We start from the raw sequence: 24,692 nt of genomic DNA on the forward strand, positions 1-24,692 counted from the left end.
GCTCGATATCGTTTTCCAAACAGTAGCGCGCGGCACACAAAATCCAAAGCGCTGTTTGCTCTGCATTGTCCGCACCGCGCGTTAAATGTGGCTTAACTCTCCTCAGTCATGTTGGAGCGTGATAAGAGCTTAACCTCGGCTGCGTTTTTCAAAGCGTGGCAACATGGCAGAAAAGTCGGTTCCAAGGCCGCCTTCTTCTTCTACAAATTGCTCGTAGAGTGCCATAGCTGCTTGGCCCATTGGGGTATCAGCATCGGCAGAGGTTGCGGCTTGTTGTGACAGGCGCAGGTCTTTGAGCATGAGCTCAGAGGCAAATCCTGGCTTGTAGTCATTGTCTGAGGGGCTTTGTGGCCCAACGCCCGGGGCGGGGCAGTAGGCGTTCATCGTCCAAGAATAGCCCGAGGAGGTGCTGACAACATCAAACATTTTCTGGCGGTCAAGCCCGAGCTTATCTGCCAGTGCAAAGGCTTCACAGGTGGCAATCATGGTGACGCCCAAGATCATGTTGTTGCAAATCTTGGCCGCTTGGCCTGCGCCTGCGTCACCGCAATGTACGGCTTTTTGGCCCATGATCTCAAACAAAGGGGCCGCTTTGGCAAAGCCGGCTTTGGTGCCGCCCGCCATAAATGTGAGGGTTCCGCCCGATGCGCCGCCGACGCCGCCCGAGACAGGGGCATCGACAAACAGCACACCAAGCGCCTCGGCTTCGCCTGCAACAGCGCGTGCGCTGTCAACATCGACGGTTGAGCAGTCGACAAGTGCTGCGCCACTTGCCATGGCTGGCAGGATGTCTGCGGCCACTGCACGCAAAATCGCGCCATTGGGCAACATGGTGATCACCACGTCTTGGCCCGTGGCCGCCTCGGCGGCGCTGGCGGCCATGCTGACGCCTTCGACAGCAACATCTGCCATGTCAAAGCCGGTAACGCTGTGGCCTGCTTTTGCAAGGTTGCCCGCCATGGGCGCACCCATGTTTCCAAGGCCGATAAATCCGATTTTCATGGGGGTCTCTCCTTATGAGAAAGTCAGCTCGGCGCCGTCAAGCGGGGCCAGCATTGCGTCAATCATCTGCGGGTCGAGCTGTGCGATGGAATGCTTCCAGCGCGGGCTGCGGTCTTTGTCAATAATGGCGGCGCGGATACCTTCGAGGAAGTCGCCATGCTCCATCGCACGCGATGTGAAACGGTATTCGAGCTTGAGCGCGTCGCGGATGTCACGACAGCCCTTGAGCTGCTGCATCATGGTGAGTGTGGCAGCCATAGCCAGCGGCGAATTGCGTGTTACAGCTTTGAGGGCAAACGCGGCAAAGGCTGTGTCACTGGCCTCAAGGCGGGCGACCAGATCCGGCAAGCTTGCTGCGCCAAAAACCGCATCGATCTCGGCTTGGTGTGCGCCAAGTTGGCCCTCTGGTGCCGTGCTGCTCGCAGCGCTCAGCGCCCCGAGTTCTGCGCCAGCTTCAAGCGCTTCGATCAGGGCAGGCCATTTGTCGTCGCTGATGTAAGTATCTGCAAAACCTGCGTAAATTGCATCAGCCGCATTCAGTCTTGCGCCCGTTAGGCCAAGGTATGCACCAGATGCGCCCGGCGCATTGGCAAGGATCATGGAGCCGCCCACATCGGGCACAAGGCCAATCCCGCATTCTGGCATCGCTATCTGGGAGGTTGCGCCCACAATACGGTGAGAGCCATGGCAGCCCACGCCCATACCGCCGCCCATGGTGAAGCCTTGCAGGAACGACACGATGGGTTTGGAGTAGCTGCGCAGGGCTGCATTCATACGGTATTCATCGCGCCAGAAGGTCTGGCCAAAAGCGTAGTCGCCGCGCTTGCCTGTCTCGTAGAGCTCGGCGATATCACCGCCCGCCGAGAAGGCTTTCTCGCCTTCAGCATCAATGATCACGCGCGTGACAGCGGAGTCACTTTCCCAAGTCTTCAGGGCCGCGGCGATGGCTGTCACCATTGGGTAGGTCACAGCGTTTAGAGCTTTGGGGCGGGTGAGGGTGATCCGCCCCGCAGCGCCGACAACGCGTATCGAAATATCGCTCATGCTGCGTCCGAGATCATTTGGCGGGAGATGATCATACGCATGATCTCGTTGGTGCCCTCAAGGATCTGGTGAACCCGCAGGTCACGGACGATTTTTTCGATGCCATAATCTGCAAGGTAGCCGTAGCCGCCGTGCATTTGCAGGCAACCGTTGGCCACATCAAAGGACACATCTGTCACCATCAGCTTGGCCATAGCGCAGAATTTGGTCGCATCATGCGCGCCTGTGTCGAGCTTCCATGCGGCTTGGCGCAGAAAGATACGCGCGGCTTGAAGCTGGGTTTCAAACTCGGCCAGTTTGAACTGAAGCGCTTGAAACTGGTTGATGGGTTTTCCGAAAGCCTTGCGCTCGGCCATATATTGCATGGTGAGGTCGAGGGCATTTTGTGCGCCCCCAAGCGCCGAGGCGGCAATGTTGAGGCGCCCACCATCCAAACCTGCCATTGCATAAGCAAAACCCTGTCCTTCTTCGCCAATGAGGTTGTCATGAGGGACGGTGCAGTCATCGAATTGGACTTGCGCTGTGGGCTGGGCACGCCAGCCCATTTTCTCTTCAAGCGCGCCAAAACTCAGGCCCGCAGCGCCATCTTCAACAACAACGGTCGAAATGCCTTTTGGCCCGTCGACACCTGTGCGCACCATCGTCACATATGCGTCTGAATAGCCACCGCCAGAGATAAAGGCTTTGGTGCCGTTCAGCTTATAACCTTCGTTGGTCTTTTCGGCGCGGGTTTTCAACGCCGCCGCATCCGAGCCTGAGCCCGGCTCTGTGAGGCAGTAGGAAAAGACTTTTTCCATTGAACACAAGGCAGGGAGCCATTTGGCGCGGGTTTCATCAGAGCCGAACTTGTCGATCATGCCACCGCACATATTGTGGATCGACAGAAACGAGCCAACAGCAGGGCAGGCCATGGCCAGCGCTTCAAACACCAGTGTCGCATCCAGCCGAGAGAGGCCTGAGCCGCCGCTTTCTTCGCGTACATACAGCCCGCCAAAGCCGAGCTCGGCCAACTTGGGCCAAAGATCTTTCGGAATGGTGCCTGCCTTCTCCCACTCCATAGCAAAGGGCGCGATATGCTCAGCGCCGAAGCTTTTGGCCATGTCAAAGATCAGGGTTTGCTCTTCACTCAATGCAAAGTCCATGACGTTATCCTTTTCCCTCAGAGTGGCTTGCGCGAATTGAACGCTTGTTTAATTCCTAAACCTTACAGGAGTTTTGCAAAGCTTCAACCCGTCTACTCAACGATGATGGTTCCTGTCATGCTGCCATGCCAGCGGCACACATACTTGAATTGACCTTTGTTAGGAAAGGTGATGCTGGCAGATTTTCCGCGCCTCAGGTTGCCTGTATCCCAGCTGTCATCTCTGGCTGTGGCGGTGTGTTCCATTGTGCCTTTGTTTTCAAACAGCACGGTGTCACCAGCCTTGATCCTCAGTTGGCTGGGTGAAAAGCGCATAGACTGCATCCGCACGGTATGCTGCGCAGCTGCAGCCGATTGAGGGGTGAGCAGGGCGAAGGCAGGGAGGGAAAAGATAGCTTTGAGGGTATGGCGGCGTGTCAGCATTTCGGGCTCCAGTTTGGGTTATAGATCGGCATGAAACTCTGCGATCAGGTGGGTTACAACGACACCAAGCGCCGCCTCTTCATTTTGTCCGGTGGCGCGGGCTTCTGTGTAGATACGGCGCTGCGTGTCAGCGGCATTGCCGTGTGCGGCAATGTCGCGCGCGCGTTCGATTTCTTGGCGGCAAGACAAGATACCTGCGTCTTCGTCTATGAGGTCGACAAGCTCGTTGATGAGGGTCTCAAAGGGAACAATTTCGCGTGCACCAAGGTCGATCAGCCCCTCGCTAACGCCGTAACGTTGCGCGCGCCAGCGGTTTTCGGCGATGAGGAAGTTATCGTAAATCCGCCAGCGCTGGTTTTTCATAGCCAGCCGCCACAACATACGGGTGAGCGCTTGGCTCAAAGCGGCCAGCGTGAGCGCAGTCTCCATTCGGGGGGCTACATCGCAGATACGGCTCTCGATCGTTGGAAAACGGGAGGAGGGCCGCAGATCCCACCAGACTTTTGAGCTGTCTTCAATCACGCCCAGCTCCACAAGCGCTTCGATAGAGCGTTCAAATTCGCCCCAGCTTTCCATGCGCGGTGGTAGCCCCGTACGCGGCAGGTTATCAAATACAGAGAGACGATAGCAGCTCAGGCCCGTGTCATGCCCCTGCCAAAACGGTGAAGAACAGCTGAGCGCCAGAAGGTGGGGCAGGAAATATTTAAGCTGGTTCACCAGATCTATGCGCATGGATTTTTCGGGGATACCAACATGGACGTGGCACCCGCAAATGAGCAGTCTCTGAACCACACCGGCGAGGTCATCATGCAGCTCGTTGTAGCGGTCCTTCGGTGTATGGTGCTGGTCACGCCAGTCTGAGAACGGGTGGCACGAGGCCGCGATCGGCGCGAGCCCAAACTGTCCTGCAATCCTTGCAACCGTGCTGCGCAGGTGCTTCAGGTCTTCCCGGGCTTCGGCAACATTCGCACAGACTTTTGTCCCAATTTCGATCTGACACTCAAGAAACTCGGGGCTGAACTGGCCTTCCAGAGCCGAGGCACAGGCTTGCATCATCGCCTCAGGCGCCCGTGCGAGCGCGAGGCTGTCTTTATCTACGAGCAGATACTCTTCTTCGATGCCAATCGTAAACGCGGGTTCGGCACGTGACATGGCCTCTCCTTTTCTGCAAAGATTAAATGCATCTCAACAGGAAAGACCGCTTAGCGCAAGCTTGCCAGCTCAGGCTTGTGTCACCCAGGCTTTCGCCTCACTCATAGAGCAGAAGATGCAGGTTTGCGCCCAATGAGATTGCTCTGTGAGGTTTTCAAAGATGCGGCTCATGCCGAAGACAACTTCGCTATCAGCAACAATTGCCACCCTCATTGGGACGCCCGCTTCTGCGTAGCGGCGGCCAAACATTGAAAACAGCGTGTACACCTCGTTGAAACCGACAGAAGAGATGTCGACCGTTCGCAAGTCTGCAATATGGGGGCGCCTGAGCTCGAATTCCGGAGCTGCTTGGTAGCTCTCAAACATCGCAATGATATCTTCAATGCGCACCACTCCGCGATAGTGCGCCATCACCACATTTGGGCTTTCCAAGATTTCATAGGTGACAGGCATGGGGCGCTCGAGTTCTTGTTAGCATGACGAAAAACGGCCTCCCAACTTGGAAGGCCGTTTCTACCATGAGGTCTATCTAAAGTTTAGTCCATAGGCTTAAAGTTGAATTCACCACCATCTTTGATACCTGATGGCCAGCGCGATGTAACGGTTTTGGTGCGCGTGTAGAACTTGAATGCATCAGGCCCGTGCTGGTTCAAATCGCCAAAGACTGATTTCTTCCAGCCACCAAAGGTGTGATATGCCAAAGGCACAGGGATTGGCACGTTGATCCCGATCATGCCCACGTTGATACGGTTGGCAAAGTCACGGGCCGAGTCGCCATCACGCGTGAAAATGGCGGTTCCGTTGCCATATTCGTGATCCATGGCCAATTTGAGCGCTTCCTCATAAGAGCCCGCGCGCACGGTGCAAAGCACTGGGCCGAAGATCTCTTTTTGGTAGATGTCCATATCCGGTGAGACGCGGTCAAACAGGTGGGGGCCAACAAAGAAGCCATCTTCATAGCCTTGAAGCGCGAAGTCACGGCCATCAACAACCAGTTCGGCGCCTTGCTCAACACCTGATTCAACGAGCTTGAGGATGTTTTGCTTGGCGGCAGCGGTCACAACGGGGCCGTAGTCTACATCATCACCTGATGTATACGGGCCAACTTTCAGCTTTTCGATGCGCGGAATAAGCTTTTCGATCAGTTTATCAGCGGTTTCCTCGCCGACAGGAACCGCAACAGAAATGGCCATACAGCGTTCACCCGCAGCACCATAGCCTGCACCGATCAGAGCATCGGCTGCTTGGTCAAGATCGGCGTCTGGCATAATGATCATGTGGTTTTTGGCACCGCCAAAGCACTGTACACGTTTGCCTTGTGCGCAGCCCGTGCCGTAGATGTATTCGGCAATCGGTGTTGAGCCGACAAAGCCCACTGACTGGATCGTCTCGTCATAAAGAATAGCGTCTACGGCTTCTTTGTCGCCGTTGACGACCTGCAGAATACCCTTGGGTGCGCCAGCTTCTTCCATCAGCTCCGCCAGCATGAGCGGAACAGAAGGGTCACGCTCGCTTGGCTTCAGGATAAAGGCGTTGCCACAAGCAAGTGCCGGGCCGAACATCCACATGGGGATCATGGCAGGGAAGTTGAACGGGGTGATGCCCGCTGTCACGCCGAGCGCCTGACGCATGGAATACATGTCAATGCCCGGGCCAGCACCGTCGGTATATTCACCTTTCAGCAGCTGAGGGGCGCCGATGCAATATTCGATAACTTCAAGACCGCGCTGCACATCGCCCTTGGCGTCAGGGAATGTTTTGCCGTGCTCGCGGCTCAGGGCTTCTGCGAGCTTGTCCATATCGCGGTTCAGCAACTCGACGTATTTCATCATGACGCGGGCGCGGCGCTGTGGGTTGGTGGCGGCCCAAGCAGGCTGTGCGGCGGCGGCGATGGCGACAGCTTTTTCCATTTCCTCTTTTGAGGCAAGGGGGACCTTGGCTTGAACTTCGCCTGTGGCGGGGTTGAAAACATCCGCAAAGCGGCCTGACGTGCCTTTGACGTGTTCGCCGCCAATGTAGTGTGTAAGTTCTTGCATGTTATCCTCCAACAGATTTAACGCCACCTTAGCCTTGCATTTATGCCGCAAAAAGCGGCAAGTTCTCACAGCAAGTTTTGCATTTTTGCATTATGGGGGGCCGATACCGTGAATTGGGACGATATGAAGAGCTTTTTGGCTGTCGCACGTGCCGAGACGCTGTCTGGTGCTGCTGCGCTCCTGAAGGCCGATCCTGCAACTGTCGGACGACGCGTTGCACGGCTCGAGGAGGCAATGAGCGAAGTCTTGTTCACAAAGTCTCCGCAGGGCTATGTGCTCACCGCTCAGGGCCAAAAGCTGATGCCTCATGCTGTGCGCCTGGAGCAGACCATGATGGACGCGCGTGATGCAATGGCAGGGCAGGGTGCAGCCCTCTCAGGCCAAATCAGAATAGGAGCGCCAGATGGTTGTGCGAACTTCCTGCTGCCTCAGGTTTGCGCCGAGATCACAGAGCAAAACCCCGACCTGGACATTCAGATTGTCGCGCTCCCGAGGATCGTCAACCTCACCAAGCGAGAGGCAGACATGGCCATCACCGTAAGTCGCCCAGAAGCGGGACGACTGCTGGTGCAAAAGCTGGCTGACTATCAGCTACACCTTGCTGCCTCAGAGGCCTACCTTGCGACGCACGCGCCCATCTCAGACGTAGCGGCCCTGCATGATCATCGGATTGTGGGCTACATTCCGGATATGATCTTTGACAAAGAGCTGGATTATCTGAGCGGCACGCCGTTTTCGCGTGTGGCCCTGGCGTCAAACTCTGCATCAGTGCAGCTCAATGTGATACGTCAAGGTGGTGGTGTCGGGGTGGTCCACGACTTTGCTTTACCTGCCGCTCCCAATCTTCGCAGGGTTTTGCCTGAGAGTTTTAGCCTCAAGCGTAGCTTTTATCTTATTCGACACGAGGATGACCGCAGGGTTGCCCGCTTGACACGGTTTGCGGAAGCTCTGACCGATGGTTTGCGGCGTGAGGTGGCTCGGCTTGAAACGCTAGCTTGACAGGTCGGCCCATCACGTCGCAACCTGAGAAAAAAGGAGAGTGCCCCATGCTTGTGCTGCAAATCCTCAAATCAAAGGGCGATGGTCCTGTGATTACGATTACCGCAAAAACCTCTATTGCGGAGGCAGCCAATGTGCTTGCCGAGCGCCGTATTGGCGGTCTGATTGTCTCGGACGATGGCAAAGAGGTGGAAGGTATCCTTTCTGAACGTGACATTGTCCGCTCGCTGGCGTTGCGTGGGGCCGTTTGCCTTGAAGAAACTGTTGGGGACCTGATGACCCGCAACCCGGTGTGTTGCAGCAAAGACGAGACGACTGACTCGGTTTTGGAGAAGATGACCAACGGACGTTTCCGACATATGCCCGTCACTGAGAATGGCGCGCTGATTGGCATCATTACAATCGGAGATGCGGTAAAGGCCCGCTTGGAAGAACTGGCCATGGAAAAAGACGCGCTCCAAGGGATGATCATGGGCCACTAACGATGACATCACATCCTTAGGGTTGCAATTCGTGCGCTCATACTGCATTGCGACGTAATATTGTTTCGCACTCAACTCACGAGGCTCTTCATGCGCATTGGTCTATATCCGGGGACGTTTGACCCAGTTACTTTGGGTCATCTTGATATTATCAAGCGCGGGGCCGCCCTCGTGGACAGGTTGGTTATAGGGGTCGCAATCAACCGCGACAAAGGCCCGCTGTTTCAGCTCGAAGAGCGTGTCGAGATGATCGAATCCGAGTGCGAGGCGCTCTCAAAGCTCACTGGTACGGAAATCGTTGTTCATCCGTTTGAAAACCTGCTGATTGATTGCGCCAAAGACGTTGGAGCGCAGGTTATCGTACGGGGTCTGCGCGCTGTTGCTGACTTTGAGTATGAATATCAGATGGTCGGGATGAACCGGTCACTCGACGACTCTGTGGAGACAGTTTTTTTGATGGCTGAGGCGCGCCATCAGGCGATTGCCTCTAAACTGGTCAAAGAAATTGCGCGGCTGGATGGGGATATCTCAAAGTTTGTGACGCCGCTTGTGCGTGAGCGCGTGCTAAAGCGCCTTGGCAAGGCTTAGCGCCAGAAAGCCAGCCACTCGATCAGTTCTGCCATCTTTCGCATAAGAAAAACGGTACCGTCCCAATCGTAGAAGAACTTGTCCAAAAACAAGAGTGACACAATCACAAGTCCAAGGCCTATTGAGATTTGTGTGTTCATACCGTGACTTTCTACCAAATAAAAAAGCGCTCCAGTGAGATATGCCCCACCAGAACGCTTTGCGCAAGAATACTGCTGTTGCCTTAAAGGCGGCCCATCATGGCGGCAACATCGGCCATGCGGCAGCTGAAGCCCCACTCGTTGTCATACCAGGCCAATACGCGGACCAGACGGCCACCCATTACTTTGGTTTGCGCAGGGGCAAAGATCGAGCTTTCTTCTGAGTGGTTGAAGTCGATCGAGACCAGCGGAGCCTCTTCATATCCGAGGACACCCTTCATTACGCCCTCAGCTGCTTCGCGAACAATTTCGTTGATATCTGCAACGGTGACATCTTTTTTAGCCATAAACGTCAGGTCTACAGCGCTTACATTCGGGGTCGGCACGCGGATGGCCGAGCCATCAAGCTTACCTGCAAGCTCCGGAAGGACCTCGCCAAGGGCTTTGGCCGCACCTGTTGATGTGGGCACCATGCTCATCGCGGCGGCGCGCGCGCGGTAGAGGTCATTGTGGCGGCGGTCCAGTGTGGGCTGGTCACCCGTGTAGGCGTGGATTGTGGTCATGATACCGCTTTCAATCCCCACAGCGTCGTTGAGGACTTTGGCCACGGGCGCGAGACAGTTTGTTGTGCAGGAGCCATTGGAAATCATCGTATGCGAGGCTTCCAGCGCTTCGTTGTTCACGCCATAGACAATTGTGCGGTCAACATTTTTGCCTGGTGCTGAGAGCAGAACTTTCTTTGCGCCTTGAGCAAGGTGCGCTTTGGCTTTGTTGCCATCGTTAAACTGGCCTGTACACTCAAGAACGACATCAACGCCTGACCAATCGAGCTCTTCCATATTATAGGTCGAGAACATTTGCATCTCACCTGCGCCCAAGTCGAGCGTTCCGTCTCCGATTTTGACTTCGTTCGGGAAGCGACCGTGGACCGAGTCATACTTGATCAGGTGCGCAGCTGTTTCGAGTGAGCCTGTCGCGTTGACTTTCACTACCTTCACGTCTTGGCGTCCTGATGCCGCAATATGTGAAAGTGTGCAGCGGCCGATGCGGCCAAATCCATTGATGCCTACGGTGATTGTCATGGTCTCTCTCCTTGCGCGAATGTCTTGCCCTGCTCTTAGCGAGGTCGGCGCAAGGCGGAAAGGGGGGCGAAGGCCAAATCATCCACCTGTTAGCGTTAAACCTGACCCAAATCCGACTCTTCTGGTTTCGCGGTTGCGCTGAAGCAGCCCTAAGGGCAAAACTGCGTTCAAATTGAAAGGGTATTTGATGAGTGGATTGTTAGCACTTTTAGACGATGTGGCAGCGATTGCGAAGGTGGCGGCCGCTTCTGTGGACGATGTGATCGGGCAGGCGGCAAAAGCAGGAGCTAAAGCTGCAGGTGCCGCGATTGATGATGCCGCTGTCACGCCCAAATACGTCCATGGCTTCTCAGCTGATCGTGAGCTGCCCATTATCTGGCGTATCGCGCGGGGGTCAATCTTCAACAAGCTCGTGTTTCTGTTGCCTGCGGGGCTCGCGTTGAGCAACTTTGCGCCTTGGGCGATCCCGCCGCTGCTTATGATGGGGGGAGCCTATCTTTGTTTTGAGGGGGCTGAAAAAGTGGCGCATAGTTTGGGCTGGCTAGAAGCACATCCTGCAGAGGCCGACGCAGAGTCTGATGACCCGGCACACCTTGAGGAAGAGCGTGCAAAAGGCGCGATCAAGACCGACTTTATCCTATCGGCGGAAATCATGACCATTGCGTTGGCCGCCATCCCCAAAACGACGTTCTGGATGGAGGCCTTCACTTTGGCCGCTGTCGCCGTGATGATCACCGTGGCGGTGTACGGATCTGTTGCGCTGATCGTTAAGGCCGACGACGTGGGGCTGCATATGGCCAACACGGGTCGTTTGGGTCTGACACGGCGGTTAGGGGAAGGGATCGTGAAAGCGATGCCCGGTTTCTTATGGGCGCTCACGGCTATCGGGACTGCAGCAATGCTTTGGGTCGGCGGGTCGATCATTCTTCACGCACTACACGAGATGGGCGTGCACCTTCCTTACGAAAGCGTCAAACAGGCGGCCAGCGCTATGGCCTCTGGGCTTGGTGGCCCAATTGGTGCGTTGAAGTGGTTGTTTACAGCGTTGATGGATGGGATCTTGGGGCTTGCGCTTGGCCTTATTCTAATCCCGATTGGTCTGAAGCTCGTGACCCCTCTTTGGCAGGGGTTGCCTCGCAAACTTAGCTGATGTGGGTTTAAGGCAATGCTAAAAAAAAGCGAGGGAGGCATAGCCCCCCTCGCAATAATCAATGAGTGAATACCGATGCTTTTACAGCAAGGATTTTACTTTGGCGGCAACGGCTTCAGCCGTAATGCCGAATTTTTCAAACAGAACTTCAGCTGGTGCCGAAGCACCAAAGCCTTCCATACCAACGAAAGCAGCTTTGCCTGATTTACCACGCTCGCCCGTCAACCAACGGTCCCAACCAAGGCGGCCGCCGGCTTCAACGGCAACACGCACAGGGCCTGCTGGCAAGACTTTGCGGCGGTAGGCTTCGTCTTGCTCTTCGAACAGTTCCAGACACGGCATGGATACAACGCGTGTGCCAATGCCCTCTGCTTCAAGGATCGCGCGGGCGTCCATCGCGACAGATACTTCCGAACCCGTTGCCATCAGGATGGCCTGACGCTTGCCTGTCGCTTCGGCCAGAACATATGCGCCTTGGGCCGAAAGGTTCTTCAATTTGTGCTCTGTCCGTAGTGTCGGCAGGCCCTGACGGGTCAACGCCAGAACTGAAGGGGTTTCTTTGGACGTCAGAGCTATTTCCCAAGCCTCAGCTGTTTCGACCGTGTCGCAAGGGCGGAAGGTGTAGCTGTTTGGCGTGGCACGACAAATTGCCAGATGTTCCACTGGCTGGTGTGTGGGTCCATCTTCACCGACACCGATGCTGTCATGGGTCATGACAAAGACGGTGGGGATTTTCATCAAAGACGCCAAGCGCATGGACGGGCGCGCATAGTCTGTGAATGTGAAAAACGTACCGCCGTAGGCGCGTACGCCGCCATGCAGCACCATACCGTTCATCGCAGCGGCCATTCCGTGTTCACGGATACCATAGTAAATATAGCGGCCCTTGCGGTTGTCGATGTCATGGGTGCCAAGATCACCTGTCTTGGTGTTGTTTGAGCCTGTCAGGTCGGCTGAGCCGCCAACAGTTTCGGGCATGATCGGATTGATCACTTCCAAAACCATCTCAGAGCTCTTGCGCGTTGCCACTTTGGGTGCGCCTTCAGAGATCTGCTTTTTCAGGGCTTTGATTGTGGCCGAGAGCTTCTTTGGAGCCTCAAGTGCTAGGGCGCGTGTGAAGTCTTCCTGCTTGCGGCCCGAAAGCGTGGCAAAGCGCTCTTCCCATGCCGCGCGCTCGGTTGCGCCACGCGCGCCGATGGCTTCCCATTCTGCTTTGATGTCGGATGGGACTTCAAATGGTCCCCAAGTCCAGCCATATCCTTTTTTGGCGGCGGAAAGCTGATCGGCGTCTGTGAGCGCTCCATGGCCTTTTGAGGTGTCTTGGGCCGCATGGCCAAGTGCGATGTGTGTTTTGCACGCAATCATGGAAGGCTTGTTTGTGGTTTTTGCCTTGGTGATTGCGGCATCAATCGCGATCGGGTCATGTCCGTCGATCTCGATGACATGCCATCCCGCAGCTTTGAAGCGCTGTGGTTGGTTCGTGCGGTCCGAGAGCTCAACTGTGCCATCGATTGTGATGTTGTTGTTGTCCCAGAATACGATCAGTTTTCCAAGACGTTGGCGTCCAGCGAGTGTAATGGCTTCCTGGCTGATACCTTCCATCAGACATCCGTCACCAGCGATGACATATGTGTGGTGATCAACGACTTTGCGGCCGTAGCGCGCGCGTTGAATTTCTTCGGCGAGAGCGAAGCCCACGGCATTGGCGATCCCTTGGCCGAGAGGGCCAGTTGTTGTTTCGATGCCTTTGGCATGTCCAAACTCTGGGTGGCCTGCAGTGATCGCGCCCCATTGGCGGAAGTTTTTGACTTGCGAGAGTGTCATATCTTCGTAGCCGGTGAGGTGCAGAAGAGAGTAGAGCAGCATAGAGCCATGGCCCGCTGACAAAATAAAGCGGTCGCGATCTGGCCAGTCGGGTGCTTTTGCATCAAACTTAAGGTGCTTTTCATAGAGCACAGTCGCAACATCGGCCATGCCCATAGGCATGCCTGAATGTCCTGAGTTTGCAGCGGCAACAGCATCAAGTGTCAGCGCGCGAATGGCGGCAGCGCGCATCCAGTGGTCGGGGTTGGCAGCGCGAAGGGCGGCAATATCCAAGGCTTTGTCCTCATTTGGTGGCAACGGGTTTCTGGAGGGTCTTTAACAGCCTCTGGCGCAGAGGCAAATGTGGTTTTCCGCGGATGGGTGCAAAAGGTGGAAATATGACCTAAACTTTTGTCTACACCGCTCGAAACGGCAGTGATTTGATTCGCGATTGCGGAACAAGACAATAGACAGGCACGGTATTGAGGATGTGCAGATGAGTGAAATTGAAGAGCTGGAGCGCCGCATTACGGCGGCACTAGACCGAATTGGGCGCTCAGCTGAGGCCATGGGCACTGAAGTGTCAGGAGCTGATCCTGCCGAGGTGGCTGAGCTAAAGGCGGAGCTTGAAGCAGAGAAGCTTGCAAGCGCACAGCTTGAAGAGCGCAATAAGAAAATGCGCGAAAAATATGAAGAGGCCCGAGAGACGCTTGAAGCGGACCTTGAGCGTCAGCGCGAGGCGACTGCCACGCTCGATGTGGAAATGCAGCGGATGCGCGCAGCCAACGAGCAGTTGCGCGCCTCGAACGCAGCACTGCGCGAGGCGAATGAGCAAGGTGTCGGTGATGCACACCTCATTAACAAGGCAATGCTGGCCGAGCTTGAAGGCCTGCGCGCCGCGCGTGCAGTTGATAAGGCTGAGGTTGCAGCCATCGCTGAGACAATTGGAGCAGTGCTCACAGGGCCTCTGCCTAAACTTGAGGAGGATGTCTGATGCCGGAAATCAAGATCGAAATCGGCGGACGTGAATTTGATGTGGCCTGCCAAGAGGGGGAGGAGCACTACCTTCATAGTGCTGCTGCGATGCTCGATGTTGAAGCGAGCACGCTCACGAGTCAGATCGGCCGGTTGCCCGAGCCGCGCATGTTGTTGATGGCTGGGTTGATGTTGGCCGATAAAACAGCAGGTATTGAGGATAAGCTTAAAGCCCGTGACGCACGCATTGCAGAGCTTGAGAGCGAAATCGCTCGGTTGAGCGCCATGCCTGCGCCAGAGCCTGAGCGCATAGAAGTCCCGGTTATTCCAGCGTCGCTCAGTGACAGTATGGCGGAGCTCGCAGCAAGAGCAGAATCCATTGCCGGGGCGCTTGAAGAGCGTGTCGGTACGAAAACTTTGGCTGGCTGAACATTTCTGCCAGATTTCGTATTTACATCCCTATGAGATGCCGCTTATAGAAGCCCACGGTCACGGGGCGTAGCGCAGCCTGGTAGCGCACCTGTTTTGGGTACAGGGGGTCGTAAGTTCGAATCTTACCGTCCCGACCACTTCACTACATCATGAGAGAGAGCGTCGCAGTTTTGCGAGCGCTCTCTTTCGCGTTGTGTTGATTGGCCCCAAACTCCGACATATCCACTACATATAGGGTTCTGCTCTCTTCGCTGGAGAGGCGGTCGCACTGGGAGATTCGGCCCTCAGTGGTTATAGAAACTCCCAATTGATGCTAAAATTTTAGGCAAAGCTCTGAGTGTGCTTTGTGATTGGGTGCTCGCCAATAGGCTGAGTGAATTTATTTTCACAACCGCCAAAGTTATCCACCGCCATGTATAAAAACGACATCCAAATAACGCCTTTCATTAAGCGGTAGGGCTAAGCCTGCTAAAAGAAAAGGCTTTCACGGTTGCAGGGCTGATACCCTGGTTAGGTAGTGCCCTATCCGTAAGAAGTGGATGAATCGGGGGAGGGTTCGAGCCGATGCCTGAGGATGATTTCGTCAACAGTTAAATGGACAATTTTCTAAAAAGTTTCCGTTGACCTCTCACTGTCAAATACGCCAGATAGTGCCAGTCAGGCAAAAAACCACAACATATAGAGGTTAACGGTCGGGCGGGGACAGGTGTTTTTACAGATTGAGCCTTCGGGCGGTTTAATCGGATTGGCTGCTGTTTGATCGCAGACTGCAGCCACGTGCCCCTTCCAGATCAAGTCGGATTAAGTAGGACGCCATTCACAATCGTGGGTGGAAGTCGGGTATTTGGATTACAGTCTAGAAGGCAGAGCTGAGCAATGAAAATTGAGAGAAAATTCACCGAGGCAGGCAAAGACGCGTACGCAGATGTAGAGTTCGTCAAAACGACATCCGAGATCAGAAACCCTGATGGCACGGTTGTCTTCAAACTTGACGCAGTGGAGGTTCCGAAAAAGTGGAGCCAAGTTGCTTCTGATGTGATCGCTCAAAAATACTTCCGCAAAGCCGGTGTGCCGACCGCTCTCAAAAAGGTTAAGGAAAAAGACGTACCGGAGTTTCTCTGGCGCTCGGTTCCAGCCTCTGACAAAACTGAAAAGACAGGCGAGATCAGCGCTAAGCAGGTGTTTGACCGTCTTGCAGGCGCTTGGGCCTATTGGGGCTGGAAGGGCGGCTACTTTACAACAGAAGAAGACGCGAGCGCCTATTACGATGAAATGCGCCACATGCTGGCGACACAGCGCGCTGCGCCCAACTCGCCCCAGTGGTTCAACACCGGCCTGCATTGGGCTTATGGGATCGATGGACCGGGTCAGGGCCACTACTATGTAGACTACCAGTCAGGCGAGCTGACAAAATCAACATCAGCATATGAACATCCACAGCCCCACGCGTGCTTTATCCAGTCTGTTAAAGACGATCTGGTCGGCGACGGCGGCATCATGGATCTTTGGGTGCGTGAAGCGCGCTTGTTCAAATACGGTTCCGGCACGGGCACAAACTTCAGCCACCTGCGCGCTTCAAATGAAGCCCTCTCAGGCGGTGGCAAATCCTCTGGCCTTATGGGGTTTCTCAAAATTGGTGACAGGGCTGCTGGTGCGATCAAATCGGGCGGCACAACACGCCGCGCAGCCAAGATGGTTATCGTCGATGCGGATCACCCCGATATCGAGGAATATATCAACTGGAAGGTGAAAGAGGAGCAGAAAGTTGCTTCAATCGTCGCGGGCTCAAAGCTGCATGAAGAAAAACTCAACGAGATTTTCGGTGCAATCCGCACTTGGGACGGTTCCAGCGAAGATTCTGTGGATCCGAAGAAAAACGAACAGCTCAAAGCTGCTATTCGCAGTGCGAAAAAGGTCCACATTCCGGAAACATACGTCAAACGCGTGTTGGATTATGCAAAGCAGGGCTTTGGCTCGATCGAATTTCCGACCTATGACACAGATTGGGACTCAGAGGCCTATGCCTCGGTGTCGGGTCAGAACTCCAACAACTCGATCCGCGTGACCAATGCCTATCTCAAGGCCGTCAAGGATGATGCTGATTGGGAGCTTATCCGCCGCACAGACGGCTCGGTCGCCAAGACCATCAAGGCACGCGCGCTTTGGGAAGATGTGGGCCACGCGGCTTGGGCTTGTGCTGATCCTGGCATCCAGTTCCACGACACAGTCAACGAGTGGCACACATGCCCGGAAGATGGCGAAATCCGTGGTTCCAACCCGTGCTCGGAATATATGTTCCTTGATGACACCGCGTGTAACCTTGCCTCGATGAACCTGTTGACCTTCCTGAAGGACGGCAAGTTCCAGACCGAAGACTACATGCACGCCACGCGCCTCTGGACTGTGACGCTCGAGATTTCCGTTATGATGGCCCAGTTCCCGTCAAAGGAAATTGCGCAGCGCTCCTATGACTTCCGCACATTGGGCCTTGGTTACGCCAACATCGGTGGCCTTTTGATGAACCTTGGCCTTGGCTATGACAGCGATGAAGGCCGTGCGATTGGCGCCGCTCTAACTGCGATTATGACAGGTGTGTCTTACGCGACATCAGCCGAAATGGCGGGCGAGCTGGGCGCATTTGCTGGCTATGAGCGCAACCGCGAGCACATGCTGCGCGTCATCCGCAACCACCGCAATGCAGCTTATGGCGCCACGGAAGGGTATGAAAACCTTGAGATCAAGCCCGTGCCGCTTGATCTGGCCAATTGCCCTGACAGCACCATGGTTGATCTTGCTATGGCCGTTTGGGACGAAGCCCTCCAGCTCGGCGAAAAGCACGGCTACCGCAATGCGCAGGTCTCTGTTATTGCGCCCACAGGTACGATCGGTCTTGTGATGGACTGCGACACGACAGGCATCGAGCCAGACTTTGCGCTTGTGAAGTTCAAAAAGCTTGCGGGTGGTGGCTACTTCAAGATCATCAACCAGTCTGTGCCTGCCGCGCTTGAAAAGCTTGGCTATGGCTCCGCGCAAATTGAGGAGATTGTCTCCTATGCTGTGGGTCACGGCACCATGGGCAACGCGCCCGGCATCAACCACACGTCACTCATCGGCCACGGCTTTGGCCAAGCACAGATTGATAAGGTCGAGAATGCTCTCGGAACAGCCTTTGATATCCGCTTTGTGTTTAACCAATGGACGCTGGGGGAAGAGTTCTGCACCGGCACGTTGGGGATCCCTGCGGCCAAGCTGAACGACCCGACCTTTGATATGCTCAAGCACCTTGGTTACACACGTGCCGATGTTGAAGCGGCCAATGACCACGTGTGTGGCACCATGACGCTGGAAGGCGCGCCGCACTTGGCTGAAAAGCACTACAACGTCTTTGACTGTGCCAACCCATGCGGCAAGCGCGGCAAGCGCTACCTGTCAACCAACGCACACATTTACATGATGGCGGCGGCGCAGAGCTTTATTTCAGGTGCGATCTCCAAGACGATCAACATGCCGAATGATGCGACAATTGAGGACTGCCAGAAGGCATATGAGCTCTCATGGTCACTGGGTGTGAAAGCCAACGCGCTGTATCGCGATGGCTCCAAGCTCAGCCAGCCTCTGGCCTCTGCGCTGGTTGAGGATGACGACGAAGCGCTCGAAATCCTCGAAACGGGCTCAGCACAAGAAAAAGCAGCTGTTTTGGCAGAGAAGATCGTTGAGAAAATCATCGTCAAGGAAGTTGTAAAATCACATCGTGAGAAAATGCCTGAGCGCCGCAAGGGCTATACGCAAAAAGCGGTTGTTGGCGGTCACAAAGTCTATCTGCGGACAGGTGAGTACCAAGACGGCTCTCTCGGTGAGATCTTCATCGACATGCACAAAGAGGGCGCTGGCTTCCGTGCCATGATGAACAACTTCGCAATCGCGGTATCGGTTGGTCTTCAGTATGGTGTGCCGCTCGAAGAGTTTGTCGATGCCTTCACCTTCACCAAGTTCGAGCCTGCGGGCATGGTTCAGGGCAACGACAGCATTAAGAATGCAACGTCGATCCTTGACTATATCTTCCGCGAACTGGCGGTGTCCTACCTTGACCGCACCGATCTTGCGCATGTGAAGCCATCAGGTGCGAGCTTTGATGACCTCGGCCGTGGCGAGGAAGAGGGTGTGAGCAACATCAAGGAGATGAGCGAAAACTCTGCCTCTCGTTCGCTGGAAGTGCTCAAGCAGATCAGCTCGACCGGCTATTTGCGCAAGCGTTTGCCTCAGGAGCTTGTGGTGCTGCAAGGCGGACAGAGCTTTGGTGGCATGTCGATGGCAACAGCCGACCCTGTGACGGCGCTCAATACGCTCGTGCCGGAGACGTCGGGTGTGACGGCGGCAGCTGTGATCACCGACACCGAAACGCTGGCCACAACCACCAGCACGACAGCCATGGCAATGGATGAGCGCACGAAGGCCAAGATGCAGGGCTATGAAGGCGAAGCCTGTGGCGACTGCGGAAACTACACGCTGGTGCGCAACGGCACCTGCATGAAGTGCAACACATGTGGAGCGACCTCAGGGTGCTCATGACGGTCACGGGGCGGGTGCGCTCGCCCCTGAACGCGTTCAGGCCGCAGGCATAAAACTCCGAGCGGTGAATATAAGTGAGCCTGAACGGCGAAACTTGATGGGGGGTCCAAGCGGCCCCCCTTTTTTTGTCTGAGAATCAAATGCATAGACGGGGGCGCAGGTTTTTTGGGGCGTAAGATTTATCGGCTTTCCGGGGGCTTGCAAGAGGGCTTGTGCGCGGTCGGATGACCGTAAGCGCAGCTTTGCCAGAGGTGTGCTGAGTCGTGCGCGCCAAATGGCTCAGACGGGATCTCGCTTTTGGAATGAGCCAAGTAGCGCCTGTGAAAACCGCCTCTTTGGCAGCTTTTGGCGCGTGGTTTCGGGCCTTTGATTTGGGGCTGTTCGGGCGTTCTGTTCCGTGGCTATGGTCGATTTGAAGGCATGAAGCCTTTTTCAATTTAGGTAATCGAACAATGAAAAAAGTTACTCTCACACTCGCAGCGCTCGCAACCGCTCTGACACCCATGCTCGCACATGCGGACATGATGGCAGATCTGGATAGCAATGGTGACGGTGTGGTGACCGTGGATGAGCTGCAAGCAGCGATGCCCGACGTGACAGCTGAGAGCTTCTCGGAAATGGACATCAATGACGATGGGATGCTTGATGCCGACGAGATCGCAGCCGCTGAAGACGCAGGCCTGATGAACCAAGACGGCTAAGGCCGCTCTTGAACCGAGGCGCGCGCCGTCTTGGCAACACATGAAGAAAAGCCCCGAAGCATTTGTTTCGGGGCTGTTTTTATACCTCGGCGCGCTTGAGCATCCCGAAGAGATCACGGGGGTCGTCAGGGTCGGCCAGCATATCAAGGTCTTGATAGAATGCCGTGCCTTTGATGTTCTCTCGCACGTATCGCAGCGCGGAGAAATCTTCGATGGCAAAGCCGACGCTGTCAAACAGGGTGATCTGCTTGTCGCTCACGCGGCCCTTGGCTGCGCCTGTGATAACTTCCCAAAGCTCGGTCACGGGATGATCTTCGGCAAGCTGCTGGATTTCGCCTTCAATACGCGTTTGCGGCGGAAATTCTACAAAGATATCAGAACGATGCAGGATCGCTTCGGCCAGCTCTGTTTTGCCGGGGCAGTCGCCGCCGATGGCGTTGATATGCACACCTGCGCCGATCATGTTGTCTGTCAGGATCGTGGCGCATTGCTTGTCTGCGGTGCAGGTTGTGATGATCTCTGCACCTTCCATGCTGTCTTCGGCGGATTTGCACTTGGTGACATGCACCCCCATGCCCTCAAGGTTGCGGGCGGCCTTATCTGTGGCGGCGGGGTCAGTGTCGTAAAGCCGCACAGCCTCAAGCCCGATGATGGCTTTCATCGCCAGTGTCTGAAACTCCGATTGTGCGCCATTGCCGATCATGGCCATGGTCTTGGCGCCTTTGGGGGCAAGGTGCTTGGCGGCCATCGCCGAGGTGGCCGCTGTGCGCAGCGCGGTGAGCAGTGTCATCTCGCTGAGCAGGGTCGGGTAGCCAGTGTAGACATCGGCCAGCAGGCCAAAGGCGGTGACGGTTTGAAGGCCTTCGGATGTATTTTTCGGGTGACCGTTCACATATTTGAAGCCGTAAGCCTCACCATCAGATGTGGGCATGAGCTCGATCACACCGACATCAGAGTGGCTTGCGACGCGAGGGGTTTTGTCAAACAGCTCCCAGCGTTTGAAGTCGGTTTCTATCTCGGCGGCCAGACCGCGCAGCATGTCTTCCAGCCCGATATGGTGGACAAGGCGCATCATGTTTTCGACGGAGACGAATGGAACGTAAGCCTTTGAAGATGGTTTCAGCATGTTGAATTCCTTATGAAAAAGCGCGTGTCGGGCGGTCAAAGACGCGGCGGCCAAGGGCCGAGGCGGCCAGATCGACCATGACTTGCGCGGTGCGGCCGCGCTCATCGAGGAACGGGTTGAGCTCGACAAGGTCGAGCGAGGTCATCAGCCCGGAATCGCATATCATCTCCATAACCAGGTGGGCCTCGCGCATGGTTGCGCCACCGGGAACCGTTGTGCCAACGGCGGGGGCGATCATTGGGTCGAGAAAGTCGACATCTAGGCTCACATGCAGCGCGCCTTTGGCTTTGGCCACCACGTCCAAAAAGGCCGTTAGCGGGGCGGCGATGCCTGTCTCGTCAATCATCCGCATGTCATATGCGCGAATTTTGGTCTCTTGCATGGCCTCACGCTCGGGCGCATCGACAGACCTTAGGCCCAAAATACAAACATTTTCTTGCGGGATAGGACGTTCGACCTTGGGAAAGCCGTTAAACCCTTTGCGGCCAGTGACATAGCCAATCGGTGTGCCGTGTAGGTTGCCTGACGCTGTTGTCTCGGGGGTGTGGTAGTCGGTGTGGGCGTCAAGCCACAACAAAAACTGCGGCTGGCCTTTTTCAGCGGCGTAAGCGTTGACCCCGCCAACCGAGCCGAGCGAGAGCGCGTGATCACCGCCCAGAAAGATGGGAAGACCCTTTGACATGGCGTCCTGGCCTTTGCGCCAGAGGCGGTTTGTCCAGCCGACTGTTTCGTGGTTTTTGTAGATGCGCGCCTGTGGGTCGTCTTCGGGGTGCTCGGCGGGGGCCATATTGCCCCAATCGCGCACGCGGTAGCCAAGCTCTGTGAGAGCGTCTCCGAGGCCTGCTGTGCGGTAGGCATCTGGCCCCATGAGGCAGCCCTTGCGGCGCTTTCCAGAGTCCATCGGAGCACCGATGAGGATGATATCACGCATCTTTTCTGTCCTTGTTCGCGTTTGGTTGTCTGCAGAATATGAACGATTTGGGGCAGTAAACAGCTTTCAAAGTGATCATGCTGAGGCTAGATTGTTCGAAATGATGCGCAGGAGTGACCATAATGGACGAACTTGATCAGAAGCTGGTGGCTGCGCTGCGCCGTGATGCGCGGGCCTCGCACTCAGACCTTGCCGGGGCGCTTGGTGTGACGCGGGCGACGGTGCGGGCGCGGATTGAGCGGCTGGAGGCGCGGGGGGTTATTCTGGGCTATTCTGCGGTGTTGCGCGAAGACCGTTTGGCCGACCCTGTGAGAGGGCTGATGATGATCGGGATCGAGGGGCGGGGCACCGAGCGGATCTTGCGCCAGCTGGCGGGCTTTTCGGCTGTGCGCGGGGTGCATAGCACCAATGGGCGTTGGGATGTGATTGCGGAAATCGGAACAGACAGCCTAGAGGCTTTTGATGCGGTTCTGACCCAGATCCGCAAGCTCGACGGGGTTGCGACTTCGGAGACATCCTTGCTTTTGAGCACCAAGAAGGCCACGGGCTGAAGGCCAGCGCGCGCTCGGGTTAACGGTGCGCAGCGCGGCAAAATGAGGGGGGTGATATGCGTGCACCGGGCGTGCACCATGCGTGCACCGCCTGAGCACCGTCGGCCTTAACCCAAAATTAATGAATGCAGCGTGCGCTCAAACGCGGTTCTTGGCGGCGGCGAGCCAGACGAGGGCAAGAGCGATGGACACGATCGCGTTCCAGCTGGCCATGGACAGTGTGAACAGCTCCCAAGGCGCTTCATCACAGCGCACGATGGGGGCGGACATGATTTGCGCCAGAAGGTCGGAGCCGCTGAGGCCCGAGACCGTGTTGGAGGCGCAGCTCGACGGCCCGTCCCAGAGTTTGCGCTCCACACCTGTGTGATAGATCCCGATCGCGGCCGTTGTGAGGGCCGCACCTGCGCCAAGCAGGGGCCAGAGGCGCCCGGGCACAAACAGGCCGATCACGGCGATGACAATGGCCAGGATATGCGGGTAGCGCTGCCAGTAGCAGAGCTTACAGGGCGGCATGTTGCCGATATACTGAAAGGCGAGCGCGCCCAACATCATGGCGGCAGAGCCGAGGCCTGCCACAAGGATAAGATTGGTGCGCGAGACGCTCATAGGAATTTCACCACATAGAACCCGCCCAGAAGCAGGGCGCAGAATAGGATGAACATAAGCCCAAGGCGGCGCTCGATAAAGTCACGAATAGGTGCGCCGAATTTCCAGAGCAGGAATGCGACGAGGTAAAAGCGCAACCCGCGCGCCACAATCGAGGTTATGATGAAGGTGAACAAAGACATGCCTGTCCAGCCCGACATGATTGTGATCACCTTATAGGGGAAGGGCGTCATGCCTGCGACAAGCACGGCCCAGAAGCCGACGTCGTTAAAGCGTGTGTTGAAGGCTGCGACAGCGTCGGCTTTACCCAAGCTCTCAAGGATCGGTTGGCCCAGCTCTGCAAAGGCGAGCGCGCCGATGGCGTAGCCCAGAAGCCCGCCGATCACAGAGGCTGTGAGCGCCACGGTTGCGATAAGCCACGCGCGCGAGGGGCGGGCGAGGATCATGGGGATCATCAGGATATCAGGTGGAATGGGGAACACCGAAGATTCGATGAACGCCACGAAGGCCAGCCACCACATCGCATGGCGATGTTCGGCAAGGCGCATTGTCCAGTCATAAAGGCTGCGCAACATGTGTCTGCTCTTGTTGTTATTGTTATCTTTACTGCCTGCGCCTATTGGGCCGTGCTTTTTGGGGCGCGTCAAGGCTTGGGGCGCGCATATCATATGTAAAACGCCACAGGACCACCGAAGGGACGGGGAAAGAGACCCTGTTTTCCACTTTTGCGGAACTGATTTGGCACTCTGTGCATTTTTGACTTTTCGCGCCCCAGCGAACAGGCTAAACGGCTCAGCATGTGCCCAAGTGGCGGAATGGTAGACGCAGGGGATTCAAAATCCCCCGCCGCGAGGCGTGCCGGTTCGAGTCCGGCCTTGGGTACCACAGCACATAAATTTAAGGCGCTGCATCGCAGCGCCAGATAGCAACATATGATTCGTTTGAAACCTCAATCGATTCGTATGTTAAAATTGTGGCAATTTTTTCAGACCGTGTTCAATCCTGCAGATGCCAGCGCATCATCTCTGATCTGTGACCAATGGTTTTGCAGAGATCTCGCGGTTTTGGACTTTGTTAAATCTTTTTAGGAGCTGATTAACTGTTGCTTGATTGTGCACAATCGAGCGCCAGAGGGGCACGGCTGTCTGGCGCAGGCAGTCAAAAATATCTCGCAAAAACAGACCCAAAACGGCTTCTCGGCGTGTTGCGATATTGGAAACAGTGGCCGTGTTTCTGCGCCAAACGCCTCTGTTTGATCGGCGCTGATTTGCTCTTAGGGGGAGCAATACTGCACTTTTCCCAACAAATTTATCTTTCGAGACTCTCTTAATAGCCCTATGACTGAAAGGGCCCAACTGGGGGGCGTAGTGAGTAAATGGTCACGGGGGCGACCGCTGAACTGCGAAGCATCGGGATGATGCGAAAAGCGCTGCTGTGTCTTTTAGAGAGACTTTGCGGCGATTGCTGCCAACTGAGATGTGCCCTTGGGCACGCTCGCTGCTGTGATGTCTTTTCTGCCTCTCTATCCCACTGCCTTTGCGTGAAATGTAACGGATGTCTTGAGCTTGCTCATGATGTTCACAATCGGCGGACGGGGCGTTCCCCGAGGTTGAGATAGAGGGCTTTGTTATGGCTGATCTGGTACTGAATTGGGGATTGTTGGGCGCTTACGGCACCAACTTGGAGCCAACACAAACTGTCGACACGGGCGGTGTAAATGTGACCGTCGGCTTCCAGGCGCAAGACGAGGAGGCCTCTG

Annotated in this window: 23 protein-coding genes and 2 tRNA genes; 11 read left to right on the top strand and 14 right to left on the bottom strand. The window is 55.8% G+C overall.

The window, feature by feature from the left end:
- Nucleotides 1-129: 129 nt before the first annotated feature.
- The 7 genes from mmsB to ACTG3X_RS08600 form a co-directional block, all read right to left on the bottom strand.
- Complete coding sequence (mmsB, locus tag ACTG3X_RS08570; RefSeq protein WP_439110838.1) at nucleotides 130-1,002, bottom strand: 3-hydroxyisobutyrate dehydrogenase; 873 nt, start codon at nucleotides 1,000-1,002, stop codon at nucleotides 130-132.
- A 12-nt stretch (nucleotides 1,003-1,014) separates the two neighbouring features.
- Nucleotides 1,015-2,046, bottom strand: coding sequence for an enoyl-CoA hydratase/isomerase family protein (locus ACTG3X_RS08575; protein WP_439110839.1), 1,032 nt, complete (start codon nucleotides 2,044-2,046; stop codon nucleotides 1,015-1,017).
- Nucleotides 2,043-3,188: an acyl-CoA dehydrogenase family protein gene (locus ACTG3X_RS08580; protein WP_439110840.1), complete on the bottom strand. Its 1,146-nt coding sequence runs from the start codon at nucleotides 3,186-3,188 to the stop codon at nucleotides 2,043-2,045. Before ACTG3X_RS08580 ends, ACTG3X_RS08575 begins: the two co-directional genes overlap by 4 nt.
- Nucleotides 3,189-3,280: 92 nt before the next feature.
- Nucleotides 3,281-3,610 (bottom strand): cupredoxin domain-containing protein, encoded by a 330-nt coding sequence (locus ACTG3X_RS08585; RefSeq protein WP_439110841.1) that lies wholly within the window; start codon nucleotides 3,608-3,610, stop codon nucleotides 3,281-3,283.
- Nucleotides 3,611-3,628: 18 nt separating this feature from the next.
- Nucleotides 3,629-4,762, bottom strand: coding sequence for a carboxylate-amine ligase (locus tag ACTG3X_RS08590; RefSeq protein ID WP_439110842.1), 1,134 nt, complete (start codon nucleotides 4,760-4,762; stop codon nucleotides 3,629-3,631).
- A 69-nt stretch (nucleotides 4,763-4,831) separates the two neighbouring features.
- Complete coding sequence (locus ACTG3X_RS08595) at nucleotides 4,832-5,215, bottom strand: hypothetical protein (protein ID WP_439110843.1); 384 nt, start codon at nucleotides 5,213-5,215, stop codon at nucleotides 4,832-4,834.
- 83 nt (nucleotides 5,216-5,298) lie between these two features.
- Nucleotides 5,299-6,798: a CoA-acylating methylmalonate-semialdehyde dehydrogenase gene (locus ACTG3X_RS08600; RefSeq protein WP_439110844.1), complete on the bottom strand. Its 1,500-nt coding sequence runs from the start codon at nucleotides 6,796-6,798 to the stop codon at nucleotides 5,299-5,301.
- 123 nt (nucleotides 6,799-6,921) lie between these two features.
- Here ACTG3X_RS08600 and ACTG3X_RS08605 point away from each other — a divergent pair, with 123 nt between their 5' ends.
- The 3 genes from ACTG3X_RS08605 (at nucleotide 6,922) to coaD (ending at nucleotide 8,867) form a co-directional block, all read left to right on the top strand.
- Complete coding sequence (locus tag ACTG3X_RS08605) at nucleotides 6,922-7,797, top strand: LysR family transcriptional regulator (RefSeq protein ID WP_439110862.1); 876 nt, start codon at nucleotides 6,922-6,924, stop codon at nucleotides 7,795-7,797.
- A 47-nt stretch (nucleotides 7,798-7,844) separates the two neighbouring features.
- Nucleotides 7,845-8,279, top strand: a complete 435-nt coding sequence (locus ACTG3X_RS08610; RefSeq protein ID WP_439110845.1) for a CBS domain-containing protein — start codon at nucleotides 7,845-7,847, stop codon at nucleotides 8,277-8,279.
- A 90-nt stretch (nucleotides 8,280-8,369) separates the two neighbouring features.
- Complete coding sequence (gene coaD, locus ACTG3X_RS08615) at nucleotides 8,370-8,867, top strand: pantetheine-phosphate adenylyltransferase (RefSeq protein WP_439110846.1); 498 nt, start codon at nucleotides 8,370-8,372, stop codon at nucleotides 8,865-8,867.
- Here the strand turns inward: coaD and ACTG3X_RS08620 are convergent.
- Nucleotides 8,864-9,007: a hypothetical protein gene (locus ACTG3X_RS08620; RefSeq protein ID WP_439110847.1), complete on the bottom strand. Its 144-nt coding sequence runs from the start codon at nucleotides 9,005-9,007 to the stop codon at nucleotides 8,864-8,866. The two genes, coaD and ACTG3X_RS08620, sit on opposite strands and share 4 nt — an antisense overlap.
- An 83-nt stretch (nucleotides 9,008-9,090) precedes the next feature.
- Complete coding sequence (gene gap, locus ACTG3X_RS08625; protein ID WP_439110848.1) at nucleotides 9,091-10,089, bottom strand: type I glyceraldehyde-3-phosphate dehydrogenase; 999 nt, start codon at nucleotides 10,087-10,089, stop codon at nucleotides 9,091-9,093.
- A gap of 187 nt (nucleotides 10,090-10,276) precedes the next feature.
- Here gap and ACTG3X_RS08630 point away from each other — a divergent pair, with 187 nt between their 5' ends.
- A complete protein-coding gene (locus ACTG3X_RS08630) occupies nucleotides 10,277-11,239 on the top strand; it encodes a DUF808 domain-containing protein (protein WP_439110849.1) in 963 nt (320 codons plus the stop codon).
- Between the two features lie 81 nt (nucleotides 11,240-11,320).
- On the opposite strand, the gene tkt is transcribed toward ACTG3X_RS08630, so the two are convergent.
- Nucleotides 11,321-13,336: a transketolase gene (gene tkt, locus ACTG3X_RS08635; protein WP_439110850.1), complete on the bottom strand. Its 2,016-nt coding sequence runs from the start codon at nucleotides 13,334-13,336 to the stop codon at nucleotides 11,321-11,323.
- Nucleotides 13,337-13,538: 202 nt separating this feature from the next.
- On the opposite strand from tkt, the gene ACTG3X_RS08640 reads away from it, so the two are divergent.
- The 5 genes from ACTG3X_RS08640 to ACTG3X_RS08660 all read left to right on the top strand — a co-directional run bounded on the left by ACTG3X_RS08640 (nucleotide 13,539) and on the right by ACTG3X_RS08660 (nucleotide 19,719).
- Complete coding sequence (locus tag ACTG3X_RS08640; protein ID WP_439110851.1) at nucleotides 13,539-14,036, top strand: hypothetical protein; 498 nt, start codon at nucleotides 13,539-13,541, stop codon at nucleotides 14,034-14,036.
- Nucleotides 14,036-14,446 (top strand): cell division protein ZapA, encoded by a 411-nt coding sequence (locus ACTG3X_RS08645; protein WP_439110852.1) that lies wholly within the window; start codon nucleotides 14,036-14,038, stop codon nucleotides 14,444-14,446. Before ACTG3X_RS08640 ends, ACTG3X_RS08645 begins: the two co-directional genes overlap by 1 nt.
- 63 nt (nucleotides 14,447-14,509) lie before the next feature.
- Nucleotides 14,510-14,586: transfer RNA gene (locus tag ACTG3X_RS08650), tRNA-Pro, on the top strand.
- Nucleotides 14,587-15,325: 739 nt separating this feature from the next.
- Nucleotides 15,326-19,018: a vitamin B12-dependent ribonucleotide reductase gene (locus ACTG3X_RS08655; RefSeq protein WP_439110853.1), complete on the top strand. Its 3,693-nt coding sequence runs from the start codon at nucleotides 15,326-15,328 to the stop codon at nucleotides 19,016-19,018.
- Nucleotides 19,019-19,470: 452 nt separating this feature from the next.
- Complete coding sequence (locus ACTG3X_RS08660; RefSeq protein ID WP_439110854.1) at nucleotides 19,471-19,719, top strand: hypothetical protein; 249 nt, start codon at nucleotides 19,471-19,473, stop codon at nucleotides 19,717-19,719.
- 79 nt (nucleotides 19,720-19,798) lie between these two features.
- Here the strand turns inward: ACTG3X_RS08660 and ACTG3X_RS08665 are convergent, their stop codons facing one another.
- Together ACTG3X_RS08665 and rocF are read right to left on the bottom strand one after the other, a co-directional pair.
- Entirely contained in the window at nucleotides 19,799-20,845 is a 1,047-nt protein-coding gene (locus ACTG3X_RS08665) for an ornithine cyclodeaminase (RefSeq protein ID WP_439110855.1), read from the bottom strand.
- A gap of 10 nt (nucleotides 20,846-20,855) precedes the next feature.
- Nucleotides 20,856-21,776: an arginase gene (gene rocF, locus ACTG3X_RS08670; RefSeq protein ID WP_439110856.1), complete on the bottom strand. Its 921-nt coding sequence runs from the start codon at nucleotides 21,774-21,776 to the stop codon at nucleotides 20,856-20,858.
- 122 nt (nucleotides 21,777-21,898) lie between these two features.
- Between rocF and ACTG3X_RS08675 the strand changes: the two genes are divergently transcribed.
- Nucleotides 21,899-22,327, top strand: a complete 429-nt coding sequence (locus ACTG3X_RS08675; protein ID WP_439110857.1) for an Lrp/AsnC family transcriptional regulator — start codon at nucleotides 21,899-21,901, stop codon at nucleotides 22,325-22,327.
- 138 nt (nucleotides 22,328-22,465) lie between these two features.
- Here the strand turns inward: ACTG3X_RS08675 and ACTG3X_RS08680 are convergent, their stop codons facing one another.
- A complete protein-coding gene (locus tag ACTG3X_RS08680) occupies nucleotides 22,466-22,933 on the bottom strand; it encodes a disulfide bond formation protein B (protein ID WP_439110858.1) in 468 nt (155 codons plus the stop codon).
- Nucleotides 22,930-23,508, bottom strand: coding sequence for a YqaA family protein (locus ACTG3X_RS08685; protein WP_439110859.1), 579 nt, complete (start codon nucleotides 23,506-23,508; stop codon nucleotides 22,930-22,932). The genes ACTG3X_RS08680 and ACTG3X_RS08685 overlap by 4 nt, the downstream gene beginning before the upstream one ends.
- A 226-nt stretch (nucleotides 23,509-23,734) precedes the next feature.
- Between ACTG3X_RS08685 and ACTG3X_RS08690 the strand changes: the two genes are divergently transcribed.
- Nucleotides 23,735-23,818 (top strand) — tRNA-Leu (locus ACTG3X_RS08690).
- Nucleotides 23,819-24,692 lie beyond the last annotated feature (874 nt).

Source organism: Lentibacter sp., from assembly GCF_965658795.1.
Taxonomy (GTDB): Bacteria; Pseudomonadota; Alphaproteobacteria; order Rhodobacterales; family Rhodobacteraceae; genus Lentibacter.

Bases quoted from the DNA above. Each gene is read 5' to 3' on its own strand.
- mmsB (WP_439110838.1), bottom strand. From the start codon at position 1,002: ATGAAAATCGGATTTATCGGCCTTGGAAACATGGGTGCGCCCATGGCG.
- ACTG3X_RS08575 (WP_439110839.1), bottom strand. From the start codon at position 2,046: ATGAGCGATATTTCGATACGCGTTGTCGGCGCTGCGGGGCGGATCACC.
- ACTG3X_RS08580 (WP_439110840.1), bottom strand. From the start codon at position 3,188: ATGGACTTTGCATTGAGTGAAGAGCAAACCCTGATCTTTGACATGGCC.
- ACTG3X_RS08585 (WP_439110841.1), bottom strand. From the start codon at position 3,610: ATGCTGACACGCCGCCATACCCTCAAAGCTATCTTTTCCCTCCCTGCC.
- ACTG3X_RS08590 (WP_439110842.1), bottom strand. From the start codon at position 4,762: ATGTCACGTGCCGAACCCGCGTTTACGATTGGCATCGAAGAAGAGTAT.
- ACTG3X_RS08595 (WP_439110843.1), bottom strand. From the start codon at position 5,215: ATGCCTGTCACCTATGAAATCTTGGAAAGCCCAAATGTGGTGATGGCG.
- ACTG3X_RS08600 (WP_439110844.1), bottom strand. From the start codon at position 6,798: ATGCAAGAACTTACACACTACATTGGCGGCGAACACGTCAAAGGCACG.
- ACTG3X_RS08605 (WP_439110862.1), top strand. From the start codon at position 6,922: ATGAAGAGCTTTTTGGCTGTCGCACGTGCCGAGACGCTGTCTGGTGCT.
- ACTG3X_RS08610 (WP_439110845.1), top strand. From the start codon at position 7,845: ATGCTTGTGCTGCAAATCCTCAAATCAAAGGGCGATGGTCCTGTGATT.
- coaD (WP_439110846.1), top strand. From the start codon at position 8,370: ATGCGCATTGGTCTATATCCGGGGACGTTTGACCCAGTTACTTTGGGT.
- ACTG3X_RS08620 (WP_439110847.1), bottom strand. From the start codon at position 9,007: ATGAACACACAAATCTCAATAGGCCTTGGACTTGTGATTGTGTCACTC.
- gap (WP_439110848.1), bottom strand. From the start codon at position 10,089: ATGACAATCACCGTAGGCATCAATGGATTTGGCCGCATCGGCCGCTGC.
- ACTG3X_RS08630 (WP_439110849.1), top strand. From the start codon at position 10,277: ATGAGTGGATTGTTAGCACTTTTAGACGATGTGGCAGCGATTGCGAAG.
- ACTG3X_RS08640 (WP_439110851.1), top strand. From the start codon at position 13,539: ATGAGTGAAATTGAAGAGCTGGAGCGCCGCATTACGGCGGCACTAGAC.
- ACTG3X_RS08645 (WP_439110852.1), top strand. From the start codon at position 14,036: ATGCCGGAAATCAAGATCGAAATCGGCGGACGTGAATTTGATGTGGCC.
- ACTG3X_RS08655 (WP_439110853.1), top strand. From the start codon at position 15,326: ATGAAAATTGAGAGAAAATTCACCGAGGCAGGCAAAGACGCGTACGCA.
- ACTG3X_RS08660 (WP_439110854.1), top strand. From the start codon at position 19,471: ATGAAAAAAGTTACTCTCACACTCGCAGCGCTCGCAACCGCTCTGACA.
- ACTG3X_RS08665 (WP_439110855.1), bottom strand. From the start codon at position 20,845: ATGCTGAAACCATCTTCAAAGGCTTACGTTCCATTCGTCTCCGTCGAA.
- rocF (WP_439110856.1), bottom strand. From the start codon at position 21,776: ATGCGTGATATCATCCTCATCGGTGCTCCGATGGACTCTGGAAAGCGC.
- ACTG3X_RS08675 (WP_439110857.1), top strand. From the start codon at position 21,899: ATGGACGAACTTGATCAGAAGCTGGTGGCTGCGCTGCGCCGTGATGCG.
- ACTG3X_RS08680 (WP_439110858.1), bottom strand. From the start codon at position 22,933: ATGAGCGTCTCGCGCACCAATCTTATCCTTGTGGCAGGCCTCGGCTCT.
- ACTG3X_RS08685 (WP_439110859.1), bottom strand. From the start codon at position 23,508: ATGTTGCGCAGCCTTTATGACTGGACAATGCGCCTTGCCGAACATCGC.